Here is a 26,237-nt window from a genome sequence, read left to right as displayed (position 1 = left end):
TTAGCCTGAACAATCTTGCAGCACTCTACAAATTTACAGGACGCTATAGCGAAGCCGAATCACTATTTAAGCAAGCTTTGGCAATTTGTGAATCTACTTTAGGTGTAGGTCATCCCGATACAATAAGAATTCAGCAAAATTATACAATCTTTTCAAGAGAAGCATATCGCTAGCGATCGCACCCCTTCTCACAAAATCACGCTAAACTGATACCACACAACAGTTGTAGTTGAAATCTTAGCAGCGATCGCTCCTTCTTCTCTCTTCCTTCGCGCCCTTTGCGTCCTTCGCGGTTCGATTCTCATGCTCATTAGCAAAGTGCGATCGCTCATCTCTAAATTAAACTGAAACATAGAGCGATATTTAACCTCAAACCTAGCTTCAAAGGATGTTTGAAACGACAGGTACAACCAAATAGTTGAGATGTAAAGAAATATTCCAAGATTCTTAGCTTGCATAACAAGAATCTCGTCACAAATCTTAGAGAGAAATAGACATAATTTTTCGGGTTTTAACTGAAGAGTAGTTTAGCTAGTGCAAGAAAGCAGAGAAATCTAAAGACTTCTCTGCGGCTTTGTGCAAAATATGTAACTTCAAAGAAAAGCATGAAAGAAAGCTTGTATATCTAGATAGTTATTTCCGATTGCACTAGTAAAACTTATAACTAATTTCTGAACAAATACAGCATAAATAAGTATTTATGTTTGTTTATAGTTCTTAATTTCAATATTTATGAAGGTATTTATGCAATCAAATTTTACCACTCAACCAACTTCTAAATTCCAATATATAGATTCCAAAATGCAAACTGATGCATCTGTTAACCTTTCTATCGGATTTTCGATTTTGATTCCAATGATTGTGTTTGCAGGGTTTAATATCTATAAGAAACACCGTGCTGCTGTTCTCAGTAAACAAATTGCCTCATTAGAGAAACTATGGCTTTTGAATATTAATAAAAAAAGAGCTTGAATAAAAAGAATGAAATACTTATTTATAGTTTGGGTGCTTATACTATCTTTAGTTGCTCCGACTGCGGCGATCGCTCAAGTAAGACAGTCCTACACCTTAATATCTGGACTTGGCACAATTCACCATCCAGTTTCCACTGCTAATCCCCAAGCACAAGAGTTTTTCGATCAGGGATTAAATTTAATTTACGCTTTCAATCATGATGAAGCAGTGCGTTCTTTTCAACACGCTGCCAAACTCGATCCGCATTTAACGATCGCATATTGGGGTATTGCTCTAGCTTTAGGCCCCAATATTAACTCAGCAATAGACCCCGACCGAGAATTAGCTGCTTACCAAGCAGTACAGCAAGCTTTGGCACTTGCCAGCAAAGCATCTAACCAAGAACAAGATTACATTACTGCCTTAGCAAAACGTTACTCCCAAGATCCGAGTGCAGACTTGTATCAACTCGCGGTAGACTATGCAAAAGCAATGGAAACCCTAGTTGAGCGTTATCCTGATGATTTGGATGTGGCGACGCTTTACGCTGAAAGCTTGATGGATCTGCATCCCTGGCAGCACTGGACTAAAGATGGTAAGCCACAGCCAGATACAGAAAAAATTGTGGCTGTTTTGGAATCTGTTCTCAAACGTAACCCGAATCATACGGGAGCCAATCATTATTATATCCATGCGGTGGAAGCCTCACCTTCGCCAGAACGCGCCCTTGTGAGTGCCAAAATATTAGGAAGCCTAGCGCCAGCAGCAGGACACTTAGTACACATGCCTTCCCATATTTATTTTCGTGTGGGAGATTATGAAGGGGCAATGCAAGCAAACGAGCAAGCGATCGCTCAAGATGATATTTACATCAAAAAATATCAAGTCCAGGGCACTTACCCCATGATGTACTACAACCACAACATCCATTTTCTCATGGTGGCCAGCAGCATGGCAGGAAAATATGAAGATGCTCTCCAAGCCGCAGATAAATTAGTCGCCAATATAACTGCTATTGGCCCTTACGTACCAATGCTTGAGGGATTTATGGGCAGCAAAATGTTGATTCAGACACGCTTTCATGACTGGGATGCCATCTTAAAAACTCCTGCCCCAGATGTTAAATTGCCCACTACTACAGCACTTTGGCATTTTGCTCGCGGTATGGCTATGGCTACCATAGGCAAAATTGAAGATGCAGTCAGTGAGAGTCGCGCATTACTGGCTGCCAAACAGGGAATTTCCACCGCAGCAACTATCGGATTTAGTCCCGCAGGTCGCATTTTAGACATTGCCTCAAAAGTTCTAGATGCCAAAATTGCTAAGGAAAGCCATGATTATCAATCTGCTATTCAATTACTAGAAAAAGCTGTAGAAACAGAAGATACACTTGATTACGTAGAACCACCAGACTGGTACTTTCCGACGCGGGAATCTTTGGGTGGCGTGCTTTTGGCTAAAGGTGATTATACAGAAGCAGAGAAAGTCTTTCGTGCTGATCTAGAAAAATATCCTCATAATGGCCGTTCTCTATTTGGCTTGCAGGCAAGTTTGCAGGGATTGGGCAAAGATGATGCCGTTGAAGTTGTCGAAACCGAATTGAAAACAGCTTGGAAAGGTACAACAACTCTGGATTTTAGATTTTAGATTTTAGATTGGCCCCATGCATAGCAGGTTCTCCAAAGAAATACAAGCCGAAATAGTCTTTATTTGTTGCCTGACTTTAGCTTTCGTATTAAAATTTTGGAGTAATGCTTCATGGTTAATGCAGTCAAACGTTCAATTCGGATATTCAAAGATGTGCCCCTGTCTGTCTGATTTCCTTTATCACCCTACAGAATTCATTTTCTTTCATTTTCAACCCTTTTTCGGGTTGGGCTGTACTTAGGGTAGATGGGGGCAGGCGATCGCGTCAATGCGATCGTATCACTAGTTAACTATCAACTGGATGCAGAGAGATGGCTCCTATGTCATCCTAGATTTAGGAGAATTAATTTAGTGATGTCTTTGATTTTAGTATTGAAAGGCTTCTTCCTTTTAGTATTTACAGACTTCTCAGAGAAATTAAAATCTCTACACAGTGATGATTTTGGAGAGAATTGATGTCAATTTACGTAGGTAACCTCTCTTATGATGTTACATCAGAAGATTTAAGTGGTATTTTTGCAGAATATGGTACTGTAAAGCGCGTTCAAGTACCTACTGACCGTGAAACAGGTCGTCCGCGCGGCTTTGCTTTTGTGGAAATGGGAACTGAAGCGGAAGAAACAGCTGCCATTGAAGCTCTCGACGGTGCTGAGTGGATGGGTCGCGATCTGAAAGTGAACAAAGCTAAACCCAAGGAAGACAGAGGTTCCTTTGGTGGCGGCAACCGAGGCGGAGGATACGGCGGTGGCGGCGGCGGACGCGGCGGACGCTACTAACTTTGGAAACAAAAAAAATTTACCAATAGTCTTAAGGTCAGACAAACAACAGTCTGTCTTTTTTTTGTAAGGTACCCGCCTGGTTAAGTCAACTTAGTAGGAGAAATAATGACCCAAGTAATTGTAGGCGACAATGAACACATTGAATCAGCCTTACGACGATTTAAGCGAGAAGTTTCCAAGGCTGGAATTTTTCCAGACATGAGAAAGCATCGTCATTTTGAAACACCCTTAGAAAAACGCAAGCGCAAAGAAGTTGCCAAGCACAGACAGAGCAAGAGAAGTTTTCGCAATTAAGGGCTGACGTACATCAGAATTCAGGAGTCAGAATTCAGGAGTCAGAATGGGCTAAACCTTAGCTATCCGCTAACAAAAGTCAGAAGTCAAACAGGCTTTGTACCTTGCTTTGAGACTTAGCTTGTGTACTTCACCTTCCTTAAATTCTGTTGTAAATATAAACGAATTCCCTCATAAAATCTATGAGGGTTTTCTTTTTGCCTATTTAAAAATCAGGAAACCTCAAGAAACGTTAAAATCAACTCAGCCTTTGTATTGTAGCGGTTGTGTCCCACATCACTCAGAGTGCGGTTCACTGCATAAATCCTGATTGTCAACGTCCTTATCCCCAACCTTGGGGCAACAAATTTTGCAACAGCTGTGGCGCACCGCTAGAGTTGTTAGACCGCTATGTTCCACTTCAACCATTAGGATCGGGAGGATTCGCTCAAATTTACACGGTTTGGGATGAAAAAACTCAAACAGAGAAAGTGCTGAAAGTGTTGGTAGAAGATTCACCAAAGGCACTAGAGTTATTTACCCAAGAGGCGGCGGTTTTATCTAGTTTGCAGCATCCAGGTGTCCCCGCAGTTGATGCCGAAGGTTATTTTCAAGTGCAACTGTTTAACCCCAAGCCGCACCAACTGCCTTGTCTGGTAATGGAAAAAATCAATGGGCGGACTTTAGAGGAGATATTAAAAAAGTTTCCCCAAGGGTGTCCAGAAAATTTGGTGATAAACTGGTTTGCCCAAACTGTAGAGATTTTACAAGAATTACACAAGCGTCAGATTATTCACCGGGATATTAAACCTTCTAATTTAATGCTGGGCACATCTTCGCCCACTGTCAGCCTACCTCAAGGGCAAGTACAGGGCGATCGCCTAGTACTAATTGATTTTGGTGGGGCAAAGCAATTTAGCGCCTCTAAGCTGCGTTCTCAGTCTAGTTCCACTCGATTATTTTCTTCTGGCTACAGCCCACCAGAACAAGTAAGTGGAAGTATTGTCGGGCCCAGTGCCGATTTTTATGCCCTTGGTCGAACGATGATTGAACTGCTAACAGGTAAATACCCGCTAGAGTTGGAAGATCAGCAAACTGGTAAACTGTTATGGCGCACTGCGGTAAATGTCAATCCGCAATTAGCAGATTTGCTGGATGAGATGGTGCAGGAAGATGTGCGATCGCGTCCAGCAAATGCAGCTATGATTCAAAAACGCTTGGCGAAGATTTCTCAACCATTACCGCCGCCAGGATTATTTGCCCAACTACGAGACAAGGTTAAGCTTGCGTCAACACAAGTTTCTCTAAGATTTACACTGTTAATTCAAGCTATTGAAAGAGTTTTAGCTAATTTTAGCCAAGCTGTAACTAAAACCGTTGTTTTTATCGCTCAGACAATCATCAAAATTTTTCAAGCATGTTTGGCGACACTTTGGGCGATGATCTTGGCTTATGTTGGCGCTTGTTTTGGTGCGATCGCTGGTTTCATTTTGGCATATCGCACCAGCTTGGGGCGTTGGGTTGTGGAATCTATTTCAATGCAGCTAAACCAATTAGTGCCAAATACTCAACCCATCTTCGGGGCAGATATTTTGGTATTCATCGCCGCCGGTTGGGGAACCGCATGGGGGCTAACAGTATCTGGGTGTTTTGGTCAACGGCGGCGTTTTTTAGTAGCGTCGCTGATGGGAATGATTAGCTACGGCTTTGGTTGGTTTATTTTGCAATTAATCACACCAAAAGACAGTGGCGAGGGTTTAGTAGCAGTAATTTTAGTAGCAGTTTGCCTACTCACCTTGAGCTTAGGTCTTCGCAGCCATCATGTAGTGTACGCCGTGTTCGGTGCCTTTGGTAGTGCGATCGCCTACGCAGTTTTGATTATTTTGGGATTAGCACCTCCCATCTTCCAATTTTCTAGTCAACCAGCTTGGTCAGAGTTGCAGTTACCTCTGATTTTTTTTGGTTCTGTAGGCTTCTTTATCAGCTTCTGGTTAGGAGTGAGTTACTACCTAATTGTCCCTGGATTGCGCTTTTTAGGATGGCGATGAGGGGGGCAGGGAGCAGGGGGACAAGGGGACAAGGGGACAAGGGGACAAGGGGACAAGGGGACAAGGGGACAAGGGGACAAGGGGACAAGGGGACGAGGGGTGAGAACTTGAAACAAGTCTTTCCCCAATTCCCTATTCCCAATTCCCAATTCCCAAAAACAAGATCCCCCTAGTCGTATTTTGCATCGAGCTAGGGGGATCACATATATGGTAGTCTATAAGAGGTTCGGTATAGTTCCTTACGAATCGATTCTATAGCCTATATTTCAGTTTGAGTAGTCTTACCACTAGAATTTATAGTATTTTTACAGCATCTTAATGAATGCTTCATCCCTGTTCTTCCTTAGAGAAGCGGTATATGTAAGTATGACAGTACGCAATGTGCGTAATTTGTCATTTTTGTGGATATCTGTAAAAAATATGAAATTTAAGATTGTTGCTACCGTCGCTTTGTTAGCTTGTTTTGGCTTTGCAGAGCAGGCCCTGGCGTTAAATCAACTAGATTTGGATCAGTTGAAGGCAACAAGTGCGTGTCCCCGATGTAATTTGAGTGGTGCTGATCTAACTCAACTGAATCTGGCTGGAGCAAATTTGCGAGGGGCTGACTTGAGTGGTGCAACATTATCTCAGGTTAATCTCACGAATGCCGACCTCACCGGTGCAAATTTAGAAGGTGCAATTCTGAATTCGGTCAATCTCAGTGGTGCTTCCTTAACAGGAGCAAATTTGAAATCAGCATCCTTAGAAAATGCCGATTTATCTTATGCCGGTTTCATCAGCGCTAATTTGGAAGCAGCAAACTTAAAAGATGCCAGAATACAGTTTACCAATTTTCGGGGAGCTAACTTCCGACTAACAACTATGGCGAATGGTGTCGTCACCTCCGATAAGCCCTATGGCTGGTCGTTAGAGCGTCAAAAAGACAGAGAATGTAACGAGTTCAGACCCGAAAATACTCGAGGCACAACCTGTTATTCAAAATAAATTTGGGAATGGGGAATGGGGAATTGGGAATTGGGAATTGGAAATTGGGCATGGATCAAGAAATCAATAGTTCTTCCCCTGCTCCCTGCTCCCTGCTCCCTGCTCCCTGCTCCCTGCTCCCTTCCCCCTGCTCCCTGCTCCCTGCCCCCTGCCCCCTGCCCCCTTCACCTATCCTTGTATAGCAAAAGCATTTTGTTTGTTAAGGTTTCTTTATCATGGGAAAAAAGCTTGTGAATTAATTAAATCGATGCTTACCCATATTAAAGATTTAGCAGCAAAACTAGCGCCTCGCTTGATTGAAATTCGCCGCCACATCCACTCTCACCCAGAACTTAGTGGTCAAGAGTACCAAACAGCAGCCTTTGTAGCTGGTGTTTTGTCTTCTAGTGGTCTGCATGTACAAGAAGGAATTGGTAAAACGGGCGTTATTGGAGAATTGCAAAACATTAGCCAAAATGACCGTTTATTGGCAATTCGCACCGATATGGATGCTTTGCCAATTCAAGAGGGCACAAATTTGGAATATGCCTCTCGCACAGAAGGGGTTATGCACGCTTGTGGTCATGATGTCCATACCACTGTGGGATTAGGGACAGCAATGGTGCTGTCGCAAATGGCAGAGGAGTTGGGTGGAAAAGTGCGGTTTTTATTTCAGCCAGCCGAGGAAATTGCTCAAGGGGCAAGCTGGATGGTAAAAGATAGAGCTATGGAAAATGTCTCGGCTGTATTAGGGGTTCATGTTTTCCCTTCTATACCCGCAGGATCTATTGGCGTGCGTTACGGGGCATTGACAGCCGCAGCAGATGATTTAGAAATTCTGATTATGGGAGAATCTGGACACGGGGCGCGTCCTCATGAGGCTATTGATGCTATTTGGATTGCTTGCCAAGTCATTGCTGCATTGCAACAAGCCATCAGCCGAACACAAAACCCTTTGCGTCCTGTAGTATTGAGCATCGGGAAGATTAATGGTGGCAGAGCACCGAATATCATTGCTGATAAAGTACAGTTGTTGGGAACGGTGCGATCGCTCCATCCCGAAACCCGCGCCCATCTCCCTAACTGGATTGAAAATATTGTATCTAATGTTTGCAACACTTACGGAGCAAAGTATCAAGTCAATTATCGTCAGGGCGTACCCAGCGTTCAAAATGATTACGCCTTGACACAATTGTTGCAATCAGCCGCCGAAGAAGCTTGGAGTAGCGATCGCGTCCAAGTCTTACCCGAACCTTCTCTTGGTGCGGAAGATTTTTCTATGTATTTGGAACATGCCCCCGGTTCTATGTTTCGCTTGGGTGTAGGCTACAAAGAAAGAATTATTAACCACCCATTACACCATCCCCAATTTGAAGTTGATGAATCTGCTATAATCACCGGAGTTGTAACTATGGCGTATGCCGCCTATAAATATTGTCAGCAAAATGCTTAAACAAAAACTCCCAGCACATCAAGGCTGGGAGTTTTTGTTTAACTAACTTTTTTTAGCGCATATAGAAAGCTCGAAAGCATCCTACACATTCGATTCACTTACAACGCCCAACTTCTCTTGAATTCGGGTCTTAGCGGCTTTGAATTCAGTAGCCAGTTGCTCACTTTGATCGCTGCTCAAGTTGTTACGAATAGCAGCAAACATTGTGCTTTCTTCTTGACGAATGTGATCGCCAACAGCTTCCATAAGCTGTCTAACTTGATCTTTGAATTCTGATGAAGAAGGATTGATAGCTTTGATTTGGTCTAACACCCGCTTCATCTCAGCTTGCTCGTCAAACAATTCTTGGGTGTTATCTTGACCGTAGAAAGGACGTACTCTTGGGTACACTACTTCTTCTTCAGCTTCGGCATGAGCAGTTAGATCCTTATAGATTTGGCCAAAGTACTCTTGGATCTTCTGTGGATTATCGCTTTGCAGCAACTCGGTGAACAGAGTATTTACCTTGTTGTGATCGAGGCGGATGACATCTTGGATATTCAGATCGCTTTTGTCGCTGGTTTGGGTAACAGCACTGCCTACTGCACCACTTACCGCAGCCATAGCGTCTTGAACGCGTGACCAAATTCCTTGATCTGCATCTTGACCAGTGAGTTCACGGACACCCAGAATCTCTAAAACACCTTTGAGTTGCTCTTGATGAGCGCGGTTTTCAAAGTTGATGGTATTCAAAGGCCCGATCGCTAGCATCACGTCAGCACCAACTTTCTGAGCAGCTTTGTGAACTATCAAGCCACTCATTACTGCTTGATGTTTCAGCAATTCGTGCTGAGATACTTTTTCATAAAGGCTCAACTCAGAACCTTTGAACAATTCACGAACTTTTTCAATGAATTCTGTAACATTTTTCTTTGGTTCAGCCTGAATGCCATACTGACCAATCACAGTTTCTAAAACGCCAAGATTCTTTTCGTCATCTTTAAGAAAATTACGAATGCGATCTGCAATTTCGGCATCAAGTCCTTCTCTCAAAAGCAATTGCTCATTTTCAATGACCAACTGTTGGAGGGCTTTAAGACTTGCCAATTTCACAGCAATAGCATTGCGTTTCGTATCATCTAAAGTAGCTACCATTCAGTGTTCTCCTCGGCAAAGTGTTCGTAATTCTTACTGATATAACCTTGACACAGGGGTTAGGGGAATTCCATCTTTCTTTTGAGCGATCAGTATCACAACTCTGGGTAGAAAAATAAAATTTTTCTTCATCAAAAAAAATTGTTTTTATACTCTTAGATAGATATATGAAATTTAAGCTATATCCTGAGATATAAGACTTATATTTCATTGTGTAAAATATATGTAAGATATGTTAATAAAAACAAACGCACTACCCAAAATTTTTGGTGTATTACTAAAGGTTTTCGAAAATAAAATCTGATTGCTATATATAGTTGTTAATTGTTGTTTTAGCAAATAAAAAAGCAACAAAATTATTGAAGTTAAATTGGATTTTATAAACTATAAGAGTGGGTAATATAGTATTTACAAATTCAAAAAAAGCTCCAAATAAAAATGTTTATAAATCCAGTTTAATTATAACTTGAAATTATGTATTAATATACTTAATAAGTTTCCAACCTTCTCTCAGATTACAAACCTTAAAAAATAAGTTTTGCTACTTTTAAAGAACTTCCGGTAAAAAACATCCCATTGCAGGGGCACACATCTGTGTACCGCTACTTCTAAAATAGAAGAATGCTGTTAACTACTACTCAACTACTGCGACTGTCTCAAGGACAACTCAACTTACTAGAAGCTTGTCCGCGTAAATTTCAACATACCTATCTAGAAAAACTCAATTCGCCCTCAAATCCAGAACAAGAAGAACGACAAACTTTGGGTAGTCGTTTTCACTTGCTTATGCAGCAGCGAGAAATGGGTTTGCCTATTGATGGTTTTTTGCAAGCAGATGCTAAACTGCAAAGTTGGATGCTAGCTTTTGCCGATGCAGCCCCAGAAATTTTAACGCCTGTGTCTGATAATCAAACTTTCCGTGAGAGTGAACACTACCGAACTCTGCAAGTTCAGGATTATTTGCTGACGGTTGTCTATGATTTATTGATTGCAGATGACCAGCAAGCCCAAATTCTCGACTGGAAAACTTATCCTAAACCACCTAATAAACGCAAGTTAGAATCAAACTGGCAAACACGGCTTTATCTATATGTATTGGCAGAAACTAGCGACTATTTGCCAGAAAATATTTCCATGACCTACTGGTTTGTCCAATCTGAGGGTAAACCGCAAAATATTAAGTTTAATTACAATACTGTTCAACACACACAAATAGCAAAGAGACTTAATCAACTATTAAGTCAATTAACCCGTTGGCTGGAAGATTACCAAAATAACCAGCAGTTTCCTCAAGTTGTGGAGGGTAGCAAAATGTGTGATTATTGTCAGTTTGCCAAACGGTGCGATGCCAACGGCGGTAAACTACGCACACAAGTTATAGAAGAAGCAGTGAAAGACTCGTTGCCCGATTTTGACAGCATTCAAGAAGTTTCACTCAACCCTATACATTAGAGGGCGTTTGTCAAGTCCAATAGGGATATAAAAAATCACAACTTCTAAATTTATGTCAAGCTTTGACGAAACTGAAGCGATTTATGTGCGCGAATTAGGAATTGATGACATTGCTCCCGTTTACCACTTGGGAGAAGGGTTATTTACCAGCGATTTATATCCTTATTTATATCGCACCTGGGACGAATGGGAGGTAATTGGACTTTACAATACCGATCCTGAATATTGCCTTGTGGCCGAAACAGACGGAGATTTAGCAGGATTTATTTTGGGAACCATCATTACCAAAGCATCTTGGACTTATGGATATATTTTATGGTTAGGAGTTAGCCCGAAATATCAGCGTCGGGGAGTGGCAGACAAGCTGGTTGATAAAGTTGTCGCCCGGATGATTGAAGATGGGGCGCGGTTCATGTTAGTAGATACTGATCCTACCAATACTTCAGCCTTAAAGTTTTTTAACCGCAAAGGTTTTGGTAATACTCGCCAGCATATTTTCTTGTCGATGAATTTAAGCAAGCATGAATATTATGGCAGATTGATTGATTACGAACACCAAAAAGCTGAAAGAGCAGGTTACAAGCGATGTCTACGACGGGCTACGCCTACGCGCCCAGCAATTCGCGCCCGTAAAGCTGATAGCGTCGCTAATGAAGTAATCCTCAATCCCCTAGTAAGTGAATCTCAAACAACTGAGGATCAATCCTCGATTTAACAATGCCAGAACAACAACAGTGGACTATAGCAGCAACAGAACAACCCCCGGAGTGGTTCATCCAAGCGGTGAAACAATATACACCCGCATCAAGTGGATTGTATGCAGCACAATTGTTGTGGCAACGGGGAATTAAAGATAATCAACAATTAACAGCTTTTATTAACTACAAAGCTTATCAACCGGCGAGTCCGTTTGAGTTTGGACAAGAAATGCATTTAGCGATCGCCCGGTTGCAACAAGCATATAATGCCAAAGAAAAAATTGCCATCTGGGGAGACTTCGATGCTGATGGGATTACCGCCACATCTGTACTTTGGGATGGATTAGGGCAATTTTTTAAACAAAATACTCAGTTAATTTACTATATTCCCAATCGCTTGAAAGAATCTCACGGACTCAATAATCAAGGAATTGATAACTTAGCAAAACAAGGTTGCAAATTAATTGTTACTTGCGATACTGGCAGCACAAACATTGAGGAAATTATCTACGCCAAAGAACTAGGGATAGATGTAATAGTTACAGATCATCACACCTTACCCGTGGAACGCCCGCCCGTCGCAGCAATTATCAATCCCCGTTATTTATCAAGGGAACATCAGTTATTTAATCTTTCTGGGGTAGCGGTAGCTTATAAATTGGTTGAGGCACTCTATCAAACTCTGCCTAATATTGCAAAATATCCGTTAGAGGATTTATTAGATTTAGTAGCAGTAGGATTAATTGCCGACTTAGTACAGTTAAGCGGAGATTGTCGCTACTTGGCACAGTTGGGAATTCAACGACTGCAAGAAGATTTTAAACAGCCGCCAGCAGCACGTCGCCGTCCGGGAGTGGGGCGATTATTAGAATTGTGCCAGAAAAGTGGCGATCGCCCCACAGATATTTCCTTTGGTTTGGGGCCAAGAATTAACGCCGTCAGCCGCATCCAAGGCGATGCCGGTTTTTGCGTTGAATTATTAACCAGTCGAGATGTCAAACGTTGTAACGAATTAGCCGAAGTTACAGAACTCGCAAACACCAGGCGTAAATCTTTACAAAAAGATGTGCAAGCGCAAGTAGCACAAAAACTTACTCAATTAGACTTATCAACCACCAGCGTCATAGTCCTAGAAGATGCCCAATGGCCTGCGGGTGTATTGGGCTTAGTTGCTGGACAAGTAGCACAAGAAACAGGTCGCCCGACTATTTTGTTAAGTACGGAAGGAGTAGGGGAGCAGGGAAGCAGAGGAGCAGAGGGAGAAATTAATTCTTTATTTTCTAACTCAGAACTCAGCACTCAGCACTCAGCACTGTTATTAGCCCGTGGTTCCGCCCGTTCGGTGAATTCCGTCGATTTATACCAATTGGTAAAAGACCAAGCACATTTATTACATCGCTTTGGGGGACATCCCTTTGCAGCAGGTTTGAGTTTGTTGGTGGAGAATATTCCTTTATTTACAGCAGCGATTAATCAGCAGTTGCGGCAGTCTTTAGGTAGTACAACCCTAACGCCAACCGTGCAAGCAGACTTGACGGTAACAGTTGCAGACTTGGGGAAAGAGTTATTTTTAGAACTGAAAGTACTAGAACCTTGTGGAATGGGTAATCCTGTTCCGAAATTGTTAATTCAAAACTGTTGGTTTGAAAATGCTTGGCATCGCAATCAGCAGGATTGGCAAGGGAAAAAGGTACAGTACATTAAAACCGAGTTTGACATTCGGGATGATTCTAGTAGAAGTGCTTTTCCTGGCTTATGGTGGGGACACTACAAAGATGAATTACCCATAGGAAGGTGTGATTGCATAGCCGAATTAGACTACAACACCTTCAAAAAACGTTATGAAATCAGATTAATTGCTGTTCGTCCCAGTGTTAACTCAACACTTAACACTCGGAACGCACCACTTATTTTAGACTTGCGAAATCAAGAACACTCAGCAAGCAATCAGCACGGGCTAAACCATAACTATCCGCTAACAGCAGTAATTCTTGAAGATTGTCCCACGAGTTGGGAGAATTTACGCCTATGGTTGCGGCGATGTTTAACGACAAGCAGCTTTGCGTCTACGCTTGACAATCAGCAACAACTAGCGATCGCTTGGTCTAAACCCAACCACCAATCACCGAATCAAATTTGGCTGACTCTTGTGGGAATTGCCAAATATCTCAGCCGGACAAATCAACCAGTTACCCGCGTCCAACTTTTAGAGAAAATCGGCATTAGTGACCAAACCTTACTTGTAGGAATCAAAGCTTTAAAATCTTTAGGGTTCACAGTCAAACGACAAGACAATTATTTACAAATTACCTGGCATCGGAGCGATCGCGCAGAAAATCTTGCCGATGCAGCAGTGGCGCAATTTTTAGCTGCTGTCCGAGAAGAACAATTTCAGCAACAGTATTTTGCCGAAGTGCCTTTGTCTACTATTATTGCGATCGCAAGCTCTGACAATTATATCGGTAAAAATCTTTAAAAATAAAAGCCTGTATTCAGTATTGATTCAGGCTTTTGAGGTTTGTTATTAGATTGGGATGAAGAACTTCAGTTTAATTACTGAATTGATTGAAGAAGAATTCAGAAGTCAGAATGGGCTAAACCTTAGCTATCCGCTAACAGGAGTCAGAATGAATGAGTGGGGGATTCAGACCCACCACTCGATTCTTGCACCACTAAATCTCCGATTTAGTGGGGGAGCAAAAACGCCGTTTATTCATCCGCCACTCGCTTAACCTTCTTCTGAATTCTGGCGACTGACGCCTCTATTCTGTTCGTTAAGAACTGTACCGTCTATTTTGGGCTTTTTGTACTAATGCTCAATCCCTCACAAGTTCCTCAAATTGTTTTCTTAAGTTTAGGTGGGGGAATATTGGTAAAATGAGGTTGATCCAGCCGATGAATATTGTTAGAAAAATTAATGATGACTTAGCGATCGCTGGACAAATCACACTGGATCAACTAAGACAAATAGCTGAAGAGGGTTATAGGTCTGTATTAAACCTACGTTTATCTAGCGAAACAGGCTTACTGGCTGACGAACAGGAGAAAGCTGAGTTTTTAGGATTGTACTACCTTAACTTCCCAACTAAAACTGAAGACATTAATCATCAAAGTACGCTCCAGATATATCAGACCATCAGTGGATTGCCTAAACCGACTCTGATACATTGTGATAATTCGGTTCGCTCCGCCGCAATAGTATTATTGTATATCGCCATCAAACAGGGCATAACCTTTGAAAAAGCTCTGCAAAAAGTTATTAATTTAGGCTTGATATAAGAGATTTCCAAAGATTTAAAAGAGGCAGGCGTTGATGATTTTGCAGGGACTTTAAATAAGGGTTGTTATATAATTTTTCAGGATTGTAGGCAGTTCTTCCTTGCTTATTTCATGAGTAACTACCTGTACCGTTAATTTTTCAGCTTCTTCTTCCGTTATTGCGATATCGTAATTATTGGTATTTAAAAAAGTCACCATAGCAGCAAAAGCAGTGCGTTTATTACCTTGCTCAAAAGCGTGATTGCAGGCTAGGTGAAATAGGTATGCAGATGCCTGTTCACAAATCGTAGGATGTAAATATTCTCCCCCAAAAGTTGCTTGAGGTAAGAAAAGCGCAGAGTCTAACAAGCCTTCATTAAGTATGTTTAACGACTCGCCAGTTTCGCTGACAAGTTCATCATGCATACGAATTACGTCTTCTTTCCCCAGGAATTTAGGATGCTGCAAGTCTCTTATAAACTGGTTCCCATTTTTTCATTGTCGATAGGAAGATTAACACAGTTTCTGATTCTTGAGGAGTTATGTCTCCTAAATCGAATGCGCTAACCTCTTCTTGGGAGAAGGCACTGACTCGTAACCCTGCTGCAATCATTGAGTTTAAACTATGTTTTAGGGTTTCTAAAACAACATAGTTGATGTCTTTTTTGGGAGTTTCAGGACTAACTACGTTTTTGATTTCCTTATATAGAGCAATAGAACCCGATGTTAGCAGTTCAAATGCTTTTTTTGCATTTTCTCCACAGTAAAAGTCCCAGTATCCATCGTCTAAAATTTCCTTTAAAAGGAAATTGGATTTTACAAAGTACAGTACTACTTGACCTCCGTTCGCTCCTTCTATAATTTTCTTAAGCAGTTTGACAAGTGTATGAAGATTTTGTGAAAGCTGAACCATTTCTTGATTAAGTTCAGCCAATGATATTTGCCTGCTGTTAGCTAATTTGATTAATTCGGCATCGGCTTCATTTTGTGCATTAGAAAAATGTAAGTGCTGCTCAAACAGTGTTACTTGTGCTTGAAGTGTTGAAATTGTTTCCTGTGTGAGCATAAAACTTTGTGTCATTGCCTTACCACCCTTATACCAGAGGTTGGGTATTAACTTAACCGCCCAGAAACGCACTTTAACCTTAATAGAAATACTAGGGATATAGGATTGTTGAACCGCAGCCCTATAATCATACGGCATGAAGCCGAATTTAGTCTCTAGCAATACATCTACGATATTTATCTTGCCGTTGTATCCTACTGTATTGTTACTATCTTACCGATATAAGCCTACTGTAGTACTATTGTCTTACTGTTATAAGTTCATTGTCGTGTATGTAGGGTTTCACGACTGAAGCATCAGCAGTGAAATGGATGCAAAAGCCCTAACTCCCCACTTCCTCATCCCGTAGATTTGAAGTTCTAACAGTGTTTCATCCCAGAGTTAGACGCGAGTGGTTTTCATTGTTACCTACTATTAAATGGGAAATGTACCTCACCGAACCGAAGACTGGAGAGAAAAATGAGGTAGTAGCCTGGTTAAAGTTTTGGAATTCGTCATCATGTATGAACTAGTTCAAGCTGTCTTCAACGGTGATGAAAAAACTGCTCTACATCAGTTAATTTATACGTTGAATGCTTCAGATAAGCGTTATTTCTTAAGAAATGAGATTTTGCAAGCTTTTGCCGATTACTGTCATCAATCCCAAAAGCCAGCCTATTTTTACTACTCTTCTTCTGTTGGCAAACTGATACAGTACACTCACGAAATAATTATTGAAGAGAAAAATACCTGGTTCGTGGTTCGACCGAAGATTGCTAACCAAGAAGTTTGGCGACTAACAGCCGATTTTAATAGCTTTGAGCAGATGACGCAACAAGCGCTGCTAGATGTAATAGATCGCTTAGTCAACCGCCACCAACCTCACATTCTCGAAATTGACCTTCATCCATTTTATGAGGGTTCACCAAGAATCGACGATCCCAGAAATATTGGTCAAGGTTTAGCCTATCTTAACCGTTACCTGTGCAATCAATTGTTGGCTGACCCCCAATATTGGGTAGAAATGTTATATCAAGCATTACAGGGGCTGCAACACGATGGAATTCGCCTACTGTTGAGCGATCGCATTCCCTCTGGTATTCACCTAGCCAAACAAATTAAGTTAGCGCTGAAAATGCTAAATGAGCGATCGCCTCATGAACCTTATGAAAAATTCCGCTTTGACCTCGAAGAACTCGGCTTTGAGCCGGGTTGGGGTAACACTGCGGCGCGAGTCTCCGAAACCCTAGCGCTTCTCGACCGACTCATTTACTCTCCAGAACCTGGCATTTTAGAAGCATTTGTCGCCCGTGTTCCCGCCGTTTTCCGCGTCGTCCTCATTTCTATCCACGGTTGGGTTGCACAGGAAGACGCTTTAGGAAGAGATGAAACATTCAGTCAAGTTATTTACGTCCTCGAACAAGCTAGAAGCTTAGAAAACGAACTGCGTGAACAAATCAAACTCGCTGGACTAGACCAGTTAGGTATTAAACCTCATGTAATTATTCTCACCAGGCTAATTCCCAACTGTGAAGGGACATTTTGTAACCTGCGCTTAGAAAAAATCCACGATACTGAAAATGCTTGGATATTGCGCGTTCCTTTTGGTGAATTCAATCCTGAAATCACTAACAATTGGATTTCTAAATTTGAGATTTGGCCTTATTTAGAAACCTTTGCTCTAGATGCAGAAAAAGAATTACTCACTCAATTCCAAGGTAAACCTAATCTTCTTATCGGTAACTACAGCGATGGTAACTTAGTTGCTTTCATTTTGTCTCGGCGGATGAAAGTTACTCAATGCAATATCGCCCATTCTTTGGAAAAACCTAAACATCTATTTAGTAATTTATATTGGCAAGATTTAGAGGATAAATATCACTTTTCGGTACAATTCACCGCCGACTTGATTAGCATGAATGCGGCCGAATTCATCATCACATCTTCCTATCAAGAAATTGTCGGCACACCAGACACCATAGGTCAATATGAGTCCTATAAGTGCTTTACTATGCCGCAGTTGTATCATGTGATTGATGGCATTGATTTGTTCAGTACCAAGTTCAACTTAGTACCGCCGGGAGTAAATGAAAATATTTTCTTTCCCTATAGTCAGAAAGAAAACCGAGATTCTAACCTTCGTACCCAAATTCATGACCTCCTCTTTACCCGCGAAGACACCCAAATATTTGGTCATTTAGCTCATCCTGATAAACGACCAATCTTTGCCGTTACTTCTATTAATTCAATCAAAAATCTCACAGGATTAGTTGAATGCTTTGGTCAAAGTCAGGCTTTGCAAGAGGAATGTAACCTGATTTTTTTCAGTAGTAAACTACATCCTGATGAAGCTGTAAACCCAGAGGAAGCAGAAGAAATCCAAAAAATTCACGGCATTATAGAACAATATAATCTCTATAGCAAAATTCGCTGGTTGGGGATGCGTATTCCTAGCAGCAACCTTGGCGAAGCCTACCGAGTAATTGCAGATTCTCAGGGAATTTATGTCCACTTTGCTCGTTTTGAATCCTTCGGTCGGTCTATTTTGGAAGCGATGATTTCTGGCTTACCAACTTTCGCTACTCAATTTGGCGGTTCTTTAGAAATTATCGAAAACCAAGAAGAAGAGTTTAATCTGAATCCTACAGACTTAGGAAAAACAGCAAAGAAAATTTTATTTTTCATTGAAAAATGCAATACTCACCCTGAACACTGGCATGAAGTTTCAGAATGGATGAGTCAGCGAATTCATAATCGATACAATTGGCACTTACATAGTAACAAGCTACTACAACTTGCAAAAATGTTTACTTTTTGGAACTTTGTTGCCCCAGAAAATAACGAAGCCAGAGATCGCTATATGGAAAGCTTATTTCATCTCATTTATAAACCTAGAGCCGAAAGGATTTTAGAAAAGCACATGGATAATAATTCGTAATTCGTAATTCGTAATTCGTAATTGTGACCGGATGGGAATTTTGAGTCTATCAGGAGGTGTTAAAACTTAAAGCATTAAGCTCAAAGACTTATTCATTTACCTCTGAACTCCGTCCATCCACCTTTGATCTGGATTAATCCAGCTCTGAATCCAATTCCCAATTCCTAATTCCCAATTCCCACCTTATGCAAACAAAAGACCGTTCTCGTCATTTTATCTACACAGACTGGATATTAATCGAAACCCAGTTTGACCCCGACCAGTTGCAATCTAAAGAAACCGTTTTTACAATCGGCAATGGATACTTGGGAACAAGAGGCAGTTTTGAGGAAGGTTATCCTCATGCATTACCAGCTACTTTCATCAACGGTGTCTACGACGATGTGCCAGTAGTGTACACTGAACTGGTCAATTGCCCTGACTGGCTACCTTTAACAATAATTGTAAATGGCGATCGCTTCCGTCTCGATCAAGGTGAGATATTAAGCTACGATCGCCAACTCGATCTCCGTCAAGGACTACTCATCCGGGCTTTGCGTTGGCGTTCTCCTAGTGGAAACATCATAGACATCAGCTTTGAACGCTTTGCTAGTCTTGCAGATCCCCATATATTGGCGCTACGCTGCCATTTAACACCATTAGATTTTGATGGATTAATCGAAGTTCAAGCTAGTATCAACGGTTATCCAGAAAATCAGGGTTTCAATCACTGGGAAGGATTAGATCAAGGCAAAACTGACCAAGGAATCTGGTTGCAATGCCGCACCCGCCACTCCCGAATTGAACTCGGTATGGGAGCTAAGGTAACAATATTAGGTGCTGAGGCATCTTTGCAAGTCAATACTGCACCTGGTTATCCAACCTTAAGCACTACCTTCTTAGCTAAGGCGCAACAGGTGGTGACAGTAGAAAAATTAGTGACAGTTTTTACCTCGCGGGAGATTAATACCCCAGCCTGTGCCGCTCAAGAAAAACTCGCGCACCTGTCAGACTATGCAACACTAAAAAAAGCCAATCAGCAGGCATGGGATGAAGTTTGGCAGCAGAGCGACATCCTGATTGAGGGGGATAGTACAGCTGCTTTTGCTGTTCGCTACAATCTGTTTCAGCTGCTGATTACTGCCCCACCCAATGATGACAGGGTAAGCATTCCTGCTAAAACTCTTTCGGGATTTGGCTATCGCGGTCATATATTTTGGGATACAGAAATTTTTATGCTGCCCCTATTTATATTTACCCAACCAGCGATCGCCCGAAACTTACTCACTTACCGTTGGCACACCTTACCAGGAGCTAGACGCAAGGCGGCCCATTACGGCTATAAAGGGGCAATGTTTGCCTGGGAAAGTGCTGATACCGGAGATGAAGTAACACCACGCTGGGCACTGGGAAATGATTTTTATGGTGAAGACGTGCGGATTTGGTGCCGCGATCGTGAAATTCATATCAACGCAGATATTCCCTACGCCGCTTGGAATTACTGGCAAACCACTGGTGATGATGAATGGATGCAAAAGTATGGCGCAGAGATCATCTTAGATACCGCTATCTTTTGGGCTAGCCGGGTAGAATTCAATCCTGAGCTACAACAGTATGAAATTCGGGGCGTGATTGGAGTGGATGAATACCATGAATTCGTTCACAATAATGCCTTTACAAACCGGATGATGCAATGGCATTTAGAAAAAGCGATCGCAGTCTGTGATTGGTTGGTTCACAAATTCCCTGAACGAGCCAGAGAATTAGAAGAGAAACTGCAACTTACCTCAGAACAGCGAACGCACTGGAAAGATATTATTGCCAAAATATTGTTTCTCTATGACCCATCAACAGAACTTATCGAGCAGTGCGAGGGATTTTTCCAATTAGAAGATATAAATTTAGCAGATTACCAAGGGCGCGATCGCTCCATGCAAGCCATCTTGAGTATTGAGAAAACCAATAAATGTCAAGTAATCAAGCAGCCAGATATCTTGATGCTTCTTTATTTAATGCGAGAATCAGCAGATTTTCCCTACAACGAAAAAGCATTGCAGACTAACTGGAACTACTACGCACCTCGCACAGACATTACTTATGGTTCGTCCCTTGGCCCAGCAGTTCACGCCATTTTAGCTTCCGATTTGGGCAAATCAGCAGAAGCTTACGAAGTGTTTATGCAAGCGCTAATGGTGGATCTTGAAGATAACCGAGGTAACACCAACGATGGAATTCACGGTGCTACTGCTGGTGGTGTTTGGCAAGCTGTAATTTTTGGATTCGGCGGCATTCAACTAACCAAAAATGGCCCCGTAGCCAACCCCCATCTACCTGACGGCTGGACGCGCCTAAAATTTAAACTGCACTGGCGCAGAAAATGGCACGACTTCGATCTTTGCAAAGAACAAGTCACTCAAGACATAACTCATCAACTAGAATATCTCCAACTTTCCTTATCTCCAAATCCCTCAAATTTCCCCTTAGAAGCTTCTGAACATCAAACTTTCCCCCCTACCTCCCCTACTCCCTCATCTTCCCCAGTCCCTAGTCCCCAGTCCCCAGTCCCCAGTCCCCATTCCCCCAATATCCAAGGATTCATCTTCGACCTAGATGGAGTGCTAACAGATACAGCAGAACTTCATTATCTAGCTTGGAAGAAGTTAGCAGATGAAGAAGGTATACCGTTTAATCAGCAGGATAATGAAGCGCTGCGGGGTGTATCCCGTCGTGCTTCCCTGATGCTGATTATTGGAGATAGACCGTATTCGGAAGCACAAATAGAGGAGATGATGGAGCGGAAGAATGGCTACTATGTGGAATTGATTCAAAATATGACATCCAAGGATTTGTTGCCAGGTGCGATCGCTTTTTTGGATGAACTGCGACAAGCTGGGATTAAAATCGGCATTGGTTCAGCCAGTAAAAATGCCTGCACAGTAATCGAGCGATTGGGCATTGTTGATAAAGTAGATGCGATCGCAGACGGTTATAGTGTACAGCAACCCAAACCAGCACCCGATCTATTTTTGTACGCAGCCAAGCAGCTAAAACTTGAACCAGCACAATCTGTAGTTGTAGAAGATGCCGCAGCAGGCATTGAGGCGGCTCTAGCTGCTGGAATGTGGGCAGTAGGACTTGGCCCCGTTGAACGAGTTGGAGCCGCTCATGTTGTCTTACCCAGCCTAGCAGATATCAAATGGGCAAATTTAAAAGCCAAATTAAGTAATATTGTCAGACAAAAACATTCAGAGACTTCCAAATAAAATTCATTAAACCGATGGTAAGTAAATGGGTGTGAATAAATATGATATGTTCCGTCATTGCGAGTGAAGCGAAGCAATCCCAGAGGCTTTGCGATTGCTTCGCCTCGTACCCTGCGGGTTCCGCCCTTGGCGGTACGCAATGACATTTGATATTTAAATATGCCTACCTACTTATGGAAATTAAACTTATACCAATTTGAAAAAAGAACCCGACAGATGGGTAGGGGCACAACAATGTTCATGAATTGCCCCTACAACAGATATGCTTCAAATACATAAAAACTGCTGTAAGCAATAAAAATGATAATTAAAAAAATCTAGAGATTTAGCAATGCTAACTATCTATAAAATTTATGGATATGCATATTTCATTTTTGGAGATGTCTAATAACTCTTGAACACCAAAAGCTAAGATCGTCTAAGTAGGGAATCTAAAATAAAACCCAACTTCAGAGATCCAAATTAGGAGTAAGAGCGTGAATTTGGACGATTTAGCCTTACAGATAGAGTCTATGCGTAAGCGCGTCGCCCTTTTGCAACGCCAGAATGAAGAATTATTCAAGACTCAACAGGACTTGGTAGTACAAAGTCAACGCTACCAAGAACTATTTGAAGAAGTACCAGACGCTTATTTGATAACTGATACAAAAGGGTTAATTCAAGAAGCTAACTCAGCCACCACTACCTTACTAAACATTTCCAAGAGTTTTCTTTTGGGCCAACTGCTAGAGATTTATGTCCTTGAGAGAGAAATAATTGCTTTTCATCTGAAACTAACTCATCTGCGCGATCGCGCCGAAATTCCAGATTGGAAAATGCAAGAGTGGGAAGTAAACCTGCGACCACGTAACAAAATGCCAATTATTGCTGCGATTAAAGTGGTTGCTATTCGTAATCAATATGGTAAGTTAGTCGGTCTGCGCTGGCTATTGCGGGATATTAGCGAAAGTAAGCGCACCCAAGGAAAGCTGAAATGGGCAGAAGAGGCGATGCGACAAGCACTTGCCAAAGAAAGGGAGTTTAGTGAACTTAAATCCCGCCTGCTCACCATTACCTCCCATGAGTTTCGCACCCCTTTGGCTACCATCCACTCTTCTGCGGAACTACTAGAATATTATCGCCATCTATGGAGTGACGAACGACAACAGACCCACCTGCGTCGCATTCAAACATCTGTTATGCATATAACTCAGTTATTGAATGATGTATTGGTGCTAAATCAGGATGAAACAAGCAAGTTAGAGTTCAATCCAACACCTTTAAATCTGGTGGAATTTTGCCGCGATCTCTTAGAAGAATTAGAAGAGAGCGATCGCTCCCAACATGCGATCGTTTTTAGCAGTGAGTGTCAATGTACCTCAGCTAACCTAGACGCTAAACTACTGCGACAAATCTTGGCTAACTTATTCTCGAATTGTCTAAAATATTCTCCCATTGGTAGCACGGTTAAGTTTTCTCTGATCACTGCCAACGATCAAGCTATATTCCAGACTCAAGACTCTGGTATTGGCATTCCCCCTTCTGACATTGAACACATCTTTGAACCTTTCCATCGCGCCAGTAATACAGCCAATATCCCAGGAATGGGATTAGGGATGTCCATCGTCAAGCAGGCTGTAGACTTACATGGCGGCCAAATTATTGTCGAAAGTGCGATCGGTGCGGGAACTACCTTTACAGTCATCCTGCCATTTTCGATAAATTTGCATGTATAGTGGCTCGCACTTATGGGTATGTTTTTGAATGTTGTTGCGTTCCAAGAGATACCTACACCCCCGCAGTTCAAGCTAGGAAGCTGCAAAAACAACTGACGAAATTGCTTAAAAGGTAGATACAATACAGCCTTTAAGTCACTCTGTGCTTAGGAATACTGTACAATAATAAATAACTTTTATTTATCGAATTCCAAACAAAAAGTAATTGCTTCTCTACTAAAAGGTCTTTAAAGTAGAGTTAGCCGGTCAACAATTAGTTGATTATAAAGTTTTTCTTAACAATAGCTTAGGGAAACAAACTTAAGGACTTTGTATATTTAAGTGTGAGTTTAAAATATTACGCCTGTGGTCATCTCTAACAAATCAGAATACGCACTTCTAGCTCTGTTAGAGTTAGCAACCTGCTATCCTAACGGTGAAGCGCTGCAAATTCGAGAAATAGCGGTCTTACAAGACATACCAAACCGCTATTTGGAACAACTTCTAGCAACATTAAGACGTGGAGGTTTAATTAAAAGTATACGCGGAGCCAAAGGTGGCTATGTTCTAGCAAGAGATCCTGGAAAGATTACAGTGTTGGATGCTTTTACCTGTATGGAAGGGTCAGATATTGTTGTATCTGATTCTGAGCCGACTCCCAACACAGTAGAAGGTGAGCTAATTCAGGAAGTTTGGCAGGAAGCACGTCAAGCTGCTAACTCCGTTTTGGAAAAATATACACTCCAAGACCTTTGTGAACGAAGATCGCTCAGAAAGCAGAAGGAACTCATGTATTACATTTAGGTAAGGATGGAGCAGGAAAATTTTCAATCTTTGTTTAGTTAGGCTTTTTTGTGATGTAATCCTTATTGATAGTAATAACGAGACAACCTGTGAGGCTGTTATATGCCTGAAGTCAATTCTCAACAGCCCATAAATACTGCCGCTACTCTAGTGGAGAGTTATGCAACAGGAAAACGGGACTTTAGTAAAGCAGAACTTGGTAATGCCAATTTCCAAGGCATTAACTTGAAAGGATCTGACCTCAGTTATGCTGACTTGAGCGAAGCTAACCTAAGTGGCGCTAATCTGAGAGGAAGTGATCTAAGTTTCGCCGATCTCAATCAAGCTAATCTCAGAGATGCCGATCTTAGGGGAGCATTATTGATGTCAGCGAATCTCCGCCAAGCCGATCTCAAAGGAACAAATCTGGAAAAAGCAGACTACGATCGCAACACCCATTTTCCCCAAGATTTCGACCCAGTAAAAGCGGGTATGCAAATTAAATTTGAGGATTGATTAATTTAACAATAGTCCCAGTCAAAGACAGGGAATAATGCCCTCTGCCTCCTTCACTGCTCTTACTGGCCTCAAGATAGAAGATATTTCTGCTAAAAGAGTTGTACTTTGGTGGAAAAGCCTATCTATGAGGTTGACAATGGAGGCGAAAAGTGAAAATATCAGCCGACGCACACCACTAATTACTGCCGGAATTTTTCTTGGTGTGGGTCTTGGAGGGTTTATTGATGGAATTTTGCTGCATCAGATTCTCCAGTGGCATCACATGCTCAGTAACATTCGACCTCTAAACAACATAGCGAATATAGATTTGAACATGGTATGGGATGGATTATTTCATACCTTAGATTGGGTATTCACCGTGGTAGGAGTTGTATTGCTATGGCGTGCCGGAGGGCGTGATGATGTTCCTTGGTCATCACAGACTTTTATTGGGTCAATATTGATTGGGATTGGATTGTTCGATTTAGTTGAAGGTTTAATTGACCACCAAATTCTCGGTATCCATCATGTTAAACCAGGCCCAAATCAGTTAGCTTGGGATCTAGGATTTCTTGCCTTGGGTGCGCTACTTGTTGTTATCGGCTCGATAATGATAAAAAAGTCAAGAGTCATTAGTTATTAGCTATAAGTTATCCTCCATTGTCCCCCTTGTTTTCCACTCCTCTACTACCCCCATCCCTCTCTATGGCTATAGATACTTTTGAAAAAACTAGTTGGAGTTGGCAGTTGTCTCAATTGCAACAACAAGCGGGAGAATGGTGGGAATACCAGTTTTACCGCTTTGAGCAAGCTCTGCCAGAATTACCTAATGGATGGTCGATTAGCCCTTGGCTAAGTGAATTGCTGAAATTCCTGTTTTGGCTGGTAATAGCCTTATTTGCAGTTTGGATAAGCTGGCGATTATGGCGAGAATTTAGTCCTTATCTATACTCTTGGCTGAATAAAAGTGGCAATCTCATTGATTCTCGCGCAAAAAATCGCTCTCGTGAGTTATCCATAGCCCTTTTGTTGGAGCGTTCACAAGAATTTTACCGTCAAGGTAACTACCGTGAAGCTTGCCGTTATGTTTATTTAGCGATGTTACAGCAGTTAGATCAAAAAGCGATCGCACCCCACAAAGTCAGCCGTACAGATGGAGAATATCTGCAACTGCTGCGATCGGCTGTGACTCCCATACAACCTTATGAAACTTTAATTACCACTCACGAGCAATTATGTTTTGGTGATGCCGAGGTTTTGCCAGACAATTATGAACAGTGTCGCCAAGCTTATTGGGAAATTTCTCAAGAATGAAGAAAAGGTGGGTATAGGGACGCTCACACTCGATAACTACAAAGATAGCAAAGTTCCATGAACC

General features: G+C 41.8%; 24 protein-coding genes. 20 read left to right on the top strand and 4 right to left on the bottom strand.

Features of this window, described 5'->3' with window-relative positions; translation table 11 throughout:
• Positions 1 to 5: 5 nt before the first annotated feature.
• The gene (locus VB732_RS24905) at positions 6 to 173 is read left to right on the top strand and encodes a tetratricopeptide repeat protein (protein ID WP_323233599.1); all 168 of its coding nucleotides are present in this window, start codon (positions 6 to 8) and stop codon (positions 171 to 173) included.
• A 15-nt stretch (positions 174 to 188) separates the two neighbouring features.
• On the opposite strand, the gene VB732_RS24900 is transcribed toward VB732_RS24905, so the two are convergent.
• Positions 189 to 458, bottom strand: coding sequence for a hypothetical protein (locus tag VB732_RS24900; RefSeq protein ID WP_323233572.1), 270 nt, complete (start codon positions 456 to 458; stop codon positions 189 to 191).
• Positions 459 to 744: 286 nt separating this feature from the next.
• Between VB732_RS24900 and VB732_RS24895 the strand changes: the two genes are divergently transcribed.
• From VB732_RS24895 to VB732_RS24865, 7 genes are all read left to right on the top strand, one after another.
• A complete protein-coding gene (locus VB732_RS24895; protein ID WP_323233571.1) occupies positions 745 to 972 on the top strand; it encodes a hypothetical protein in 228 nt (75 codons plus the stop codon).
• A 9-nt stretch (positions 973 to 981) separates the two neighbouring features.
• Positions 982 to 2,601, top strand: a complete 1,620-nt coding sequence (locus tag VB732_RS24890; protein ID WP_323233570.1) for a hypothetical protein — start codon at positions 982 to 984, stop codon at positions 2,599 to 2,601.
• A gap of 455 nt (positions 2,602 to 3,056) precedes the next feature.
• On the top strand, positions 3,057 to 3,377 hold the full coding sequence (locus VB732_RS24885; RefSeq protein WP_323233569.1) for an RNA-binding protein: 321 nt from the start codon (positions 3,057 to 3,059) through the stop codon (positions 3,375 to 3,377).
• A gap of 108 nt (positions 3,378 to 3,485) precedes the next feature.
• The gene (gene rpsU / locus VB732_RS24880; protein WP_012407716.1) at positions 3,486 to 3,674 is read left to right on the top strand and encodes a 30S ribosomal protein S21; all 189 of its coding nucleotides are present in this window, start codon (positions 3,486 to 3,488) and stop codon (positions 3,672 to 3,674) included.
• 266 nt (positions 3,675 to 3,940) lie between these two features.
• The gene (locus VB732_RS24875; protein WP_323233568.1) at positions 3,941 to 5,701 is read left to right on the top strand and encodes a serine/threonine-protein kinase; all 1,761 of its coding nucleotides are present in this window, start codon (positions 3,941 to 3,943) and stop codon (positions 5,699 to 5,701) included.
• A gap of 420 nt (positions 5,702 to 6,121) precedes the next feature.
• Positions 6,122 to 6,685, top strand: coding sequence for a pentapeptide repeat-containing protein (locus VB732_RS24870; RefSeq protein WP_323233567.1), 564 nt, complete (start codon positions 6,122 to 6,124; stop codon positions 6,683 to 6,685).
• A gap of 247 nt (positions 6,686 to 6,932) precedes the next feature.
• Complete coding sequence (locus VB732_RS24865; RefSeq protein ID WP_323233566.1) at positions 6,933 to 8,117, top strand: M20 family metallopeptidase; 1,185 nt, start codon at positions 6,933 to 6,935, stop codon at positions 8,115 to 8,117.
• 81 nt (positions 8,118 to 8,198) lie between these two features.
• Here VB732_RS24865 and VB732_RS24860 read toward each other — a convergent pair whose 3' ends face one another.
• Positions 8,199 to 9,251 carry a hemerythrin domain-containing protein gene (locus VB732_RS24860; protein WP_323233565.1) on the bottom strand — a complete coding sequence of 351 codons (1,053 nt, stop codon included), beginning with the start codon at positions 9,249 to 9,251 and terminating at the stop codon, positions 8,199 to 8,201.
• Positions 9,252 to 9,872: 621 nt separating this feature from the next.
• Between VB732_RS24860 and VB732_RS24855 the strand changes: the two genes are divergently transcribed.
• The 5 genes from VB732_RS24855 to VB732_RS24835 all read left to right on the top strand — a co-directional run bounded on the left by VB732_RS24855 (position 9,873) and on the right by VB732_RS24835 (position 14,680).
• Positions 9,873 to 10,703, top strand: a complete 831-nt coding sequence (locus tag VB732_RS24855) for a PD-(D/E)XK nuclease family protein (protein WP_323233564.1) — start codon at positions 9,873 to 9,875, stop codon at positions 10,701 to 10,703.
• A gap of 52 nt (positions 10,704 to 10,755) precedes the next feature.
• Positions 10,756 to 11,418 (top strand): GNAT family N-acetyltransferase, encoded by a 663-nt coding sequence (locus tag VB732_RS24850; protein WP_323233563.1) that lies wholly within the window; start codon positions 10,756 to 10,758, stop codon positions 11,416 to 11,418.
• Positions 11,419 to 11,420: 2 nt separating this feature from the next.
• Positions 11,421 to 13,877, top strand: a complete 2,457-nt coding sequence (locus VB732_RS24845; RefSeq protein ID WP_323233562.1) for a single-stranded-DNA-specific exonuclease RecJ — start codon at positions 11,421 to 11,423, stop codon at positions 13,875 to 13,877.
• 58 nt (positions 13,878 to 13,935) lie between these two features.
• On the top strand, positions 13,936 to 14,133 hold the full coding sequence (locus VB732_RS24840; protein WP_323233561.1) for a hypothetical protein: 198 nt from the start codon (positions 13,936 to 13,938) through the stop codon (positions 14,131 to 14,133).
• 163 nt (positions 14,134 to 14,296) lie between these two features.
• Complete coding sequence (locus tag VB732_RS24835; RefSeq protein WP_323233598.1) at positions 14,297 to 14,680, top strand: beta-lactamase hydrolase domain-containing protein; 384 nt, start codon at positions 14,297 to 14,299, stop codon at positions 14,678 to 14,680.
• 51 nt (positions 14,681 to 14,731) lie between these two features.
• Here the strand turns inward: VB732_RS24835 and VB732_RS24830 are convergent, their stop codons facing one another.
• Complete coding sequence (locus VB732_RS24830; RefSeq protein WP_416235773.1) at positions 14,732 to 15,085, bottom strand: type II toxin-antitoxin system death-on-curing family toxin; 354 nt, start codon at positions 15,083 to 15,085, stop codon at positions 14,732 to 14,734.
• Between the two features lie 28 nt (positions 15,086 to 15,113).
• Positions 15,114 to 15,863 carry a hypothetical protein gene (locus tag VB732_RS24825; RefSeq protein ID WP_323233559.1) on the bottom strand — a complete coding sequence of 250 codons (750 nt, stop codon included), beginning with the start codon at positions 15,861 to 15,863 and terminating at the stop codon, positions 15,114 to 15,116.
• A gap of 361 nt (positions 15,864 to 16,224) precedes the next feature.
• On the opposite strand from VB732_RS24825, the gene VB732_RS24820 reads away from it, so the two are divergent.
• The 7 genes from VB732_RS24820 to VB732_RS24790 all read left to right on the top strand — a co-directional run bounded on the left by VB732_RS24820 (position 16,225) and on the right by VB732_RS24790 (position 26,173).
• A complete protein-coding gene (locus tag VB732_RS24820; protein ID WP_323233558.1) occupies positions 16,225 to 18,642 on the top strand; it encodes a sucrose synthase in 2,418 nt (805 codons plus the stop codon).
• Between the two features lie 185 nt (positions 18,643 to 18,827).
• The gene (gene pgmB, locus VB732_RS24815; protein WP_323233557.1) at positions 18,828 to 21,884 is read left to right on the top strand and encodes a beta-phosphoglucomutase; all 3,057 of its coding nucleotides are present in this window, start codon (positions 18,828 to 18,830) and stop codon (positions 21,882 to 21,884) included.
• Positions 21,885 to 22,360: 476 nt separating this feature from the next.
• Positions 22,361 to 23,599, top strand: coding sequence for an ATP-binding protein (locus VB732_RS24810; protein ID WP_323233556.1), 1,239 nt, complete (start codon positions 22,361 to 22,363; stop codon positions 23,597 to 23,599).
• A 345-nt stretch (positions 23,600 to 23,944) separates the two neighbouring features.
• Positions 23,945 to 24,382, top strand: a complete 438-nt coding sequence (locus tag VB732_RS24805; protein ID WP_322644070.1) for an Rrf2 family transcriptional regulator — start codon at positions 23,945 to 23,947, stop codon at positions 24,380 to 24,382.
• Between the two features lie 102 nt (positions 24,383 to 24,484).
• A complete protein-coding gene (locus VB732_RS24800) occupies positions 24,485 to 24,877 on the top strand; it encodes a pentapeptide repeat-containing protein (RefSeq protein WP_323233555.1) in 393 nt (130 codons plus the stop codon).
• 139 nt (positions 24,878 to 25,016) lie between these two features.
• Positions 25,017 to 25,502 (top strand): DUF2243 domain-containing protein, encoded by a 486-nt coding sequence (locus tag VB732_RS24795; protein WP_323233597.1) that lies wholly within the window; start codon positions 25,017 to 25,019, stop codon positions 25,500 to 25,502.
• A 62-nt stretch (positions 25,503 to 25,564) separates the two neighbouring features.
• On the top strand, positions 25,565 to 26,173 hold the full coding sequence (locus tag VB732_RS24790) for a DUF4129 domain-containing protein (protein WP_323233554.1): 609 nt from the start codon (positions 25,565 to 25,567) through the stop codon (positions 26,171 to 26,173).
• Positions 26,174 to 26,237 lie beyond the last annotated feature (64 nt).

This window comes from Nostoc sp. UHCC 0252, assembly GCF_034931145.1.
Classification (GTDB): Bacteria; Cyanobacteriota; Cyanobacteriia; order Cyanobacteriales; family Nostocaceae; genus Nostoc.
This window is presented reverse-complemented; position numbering and strand designations above follow the sequence as displayed.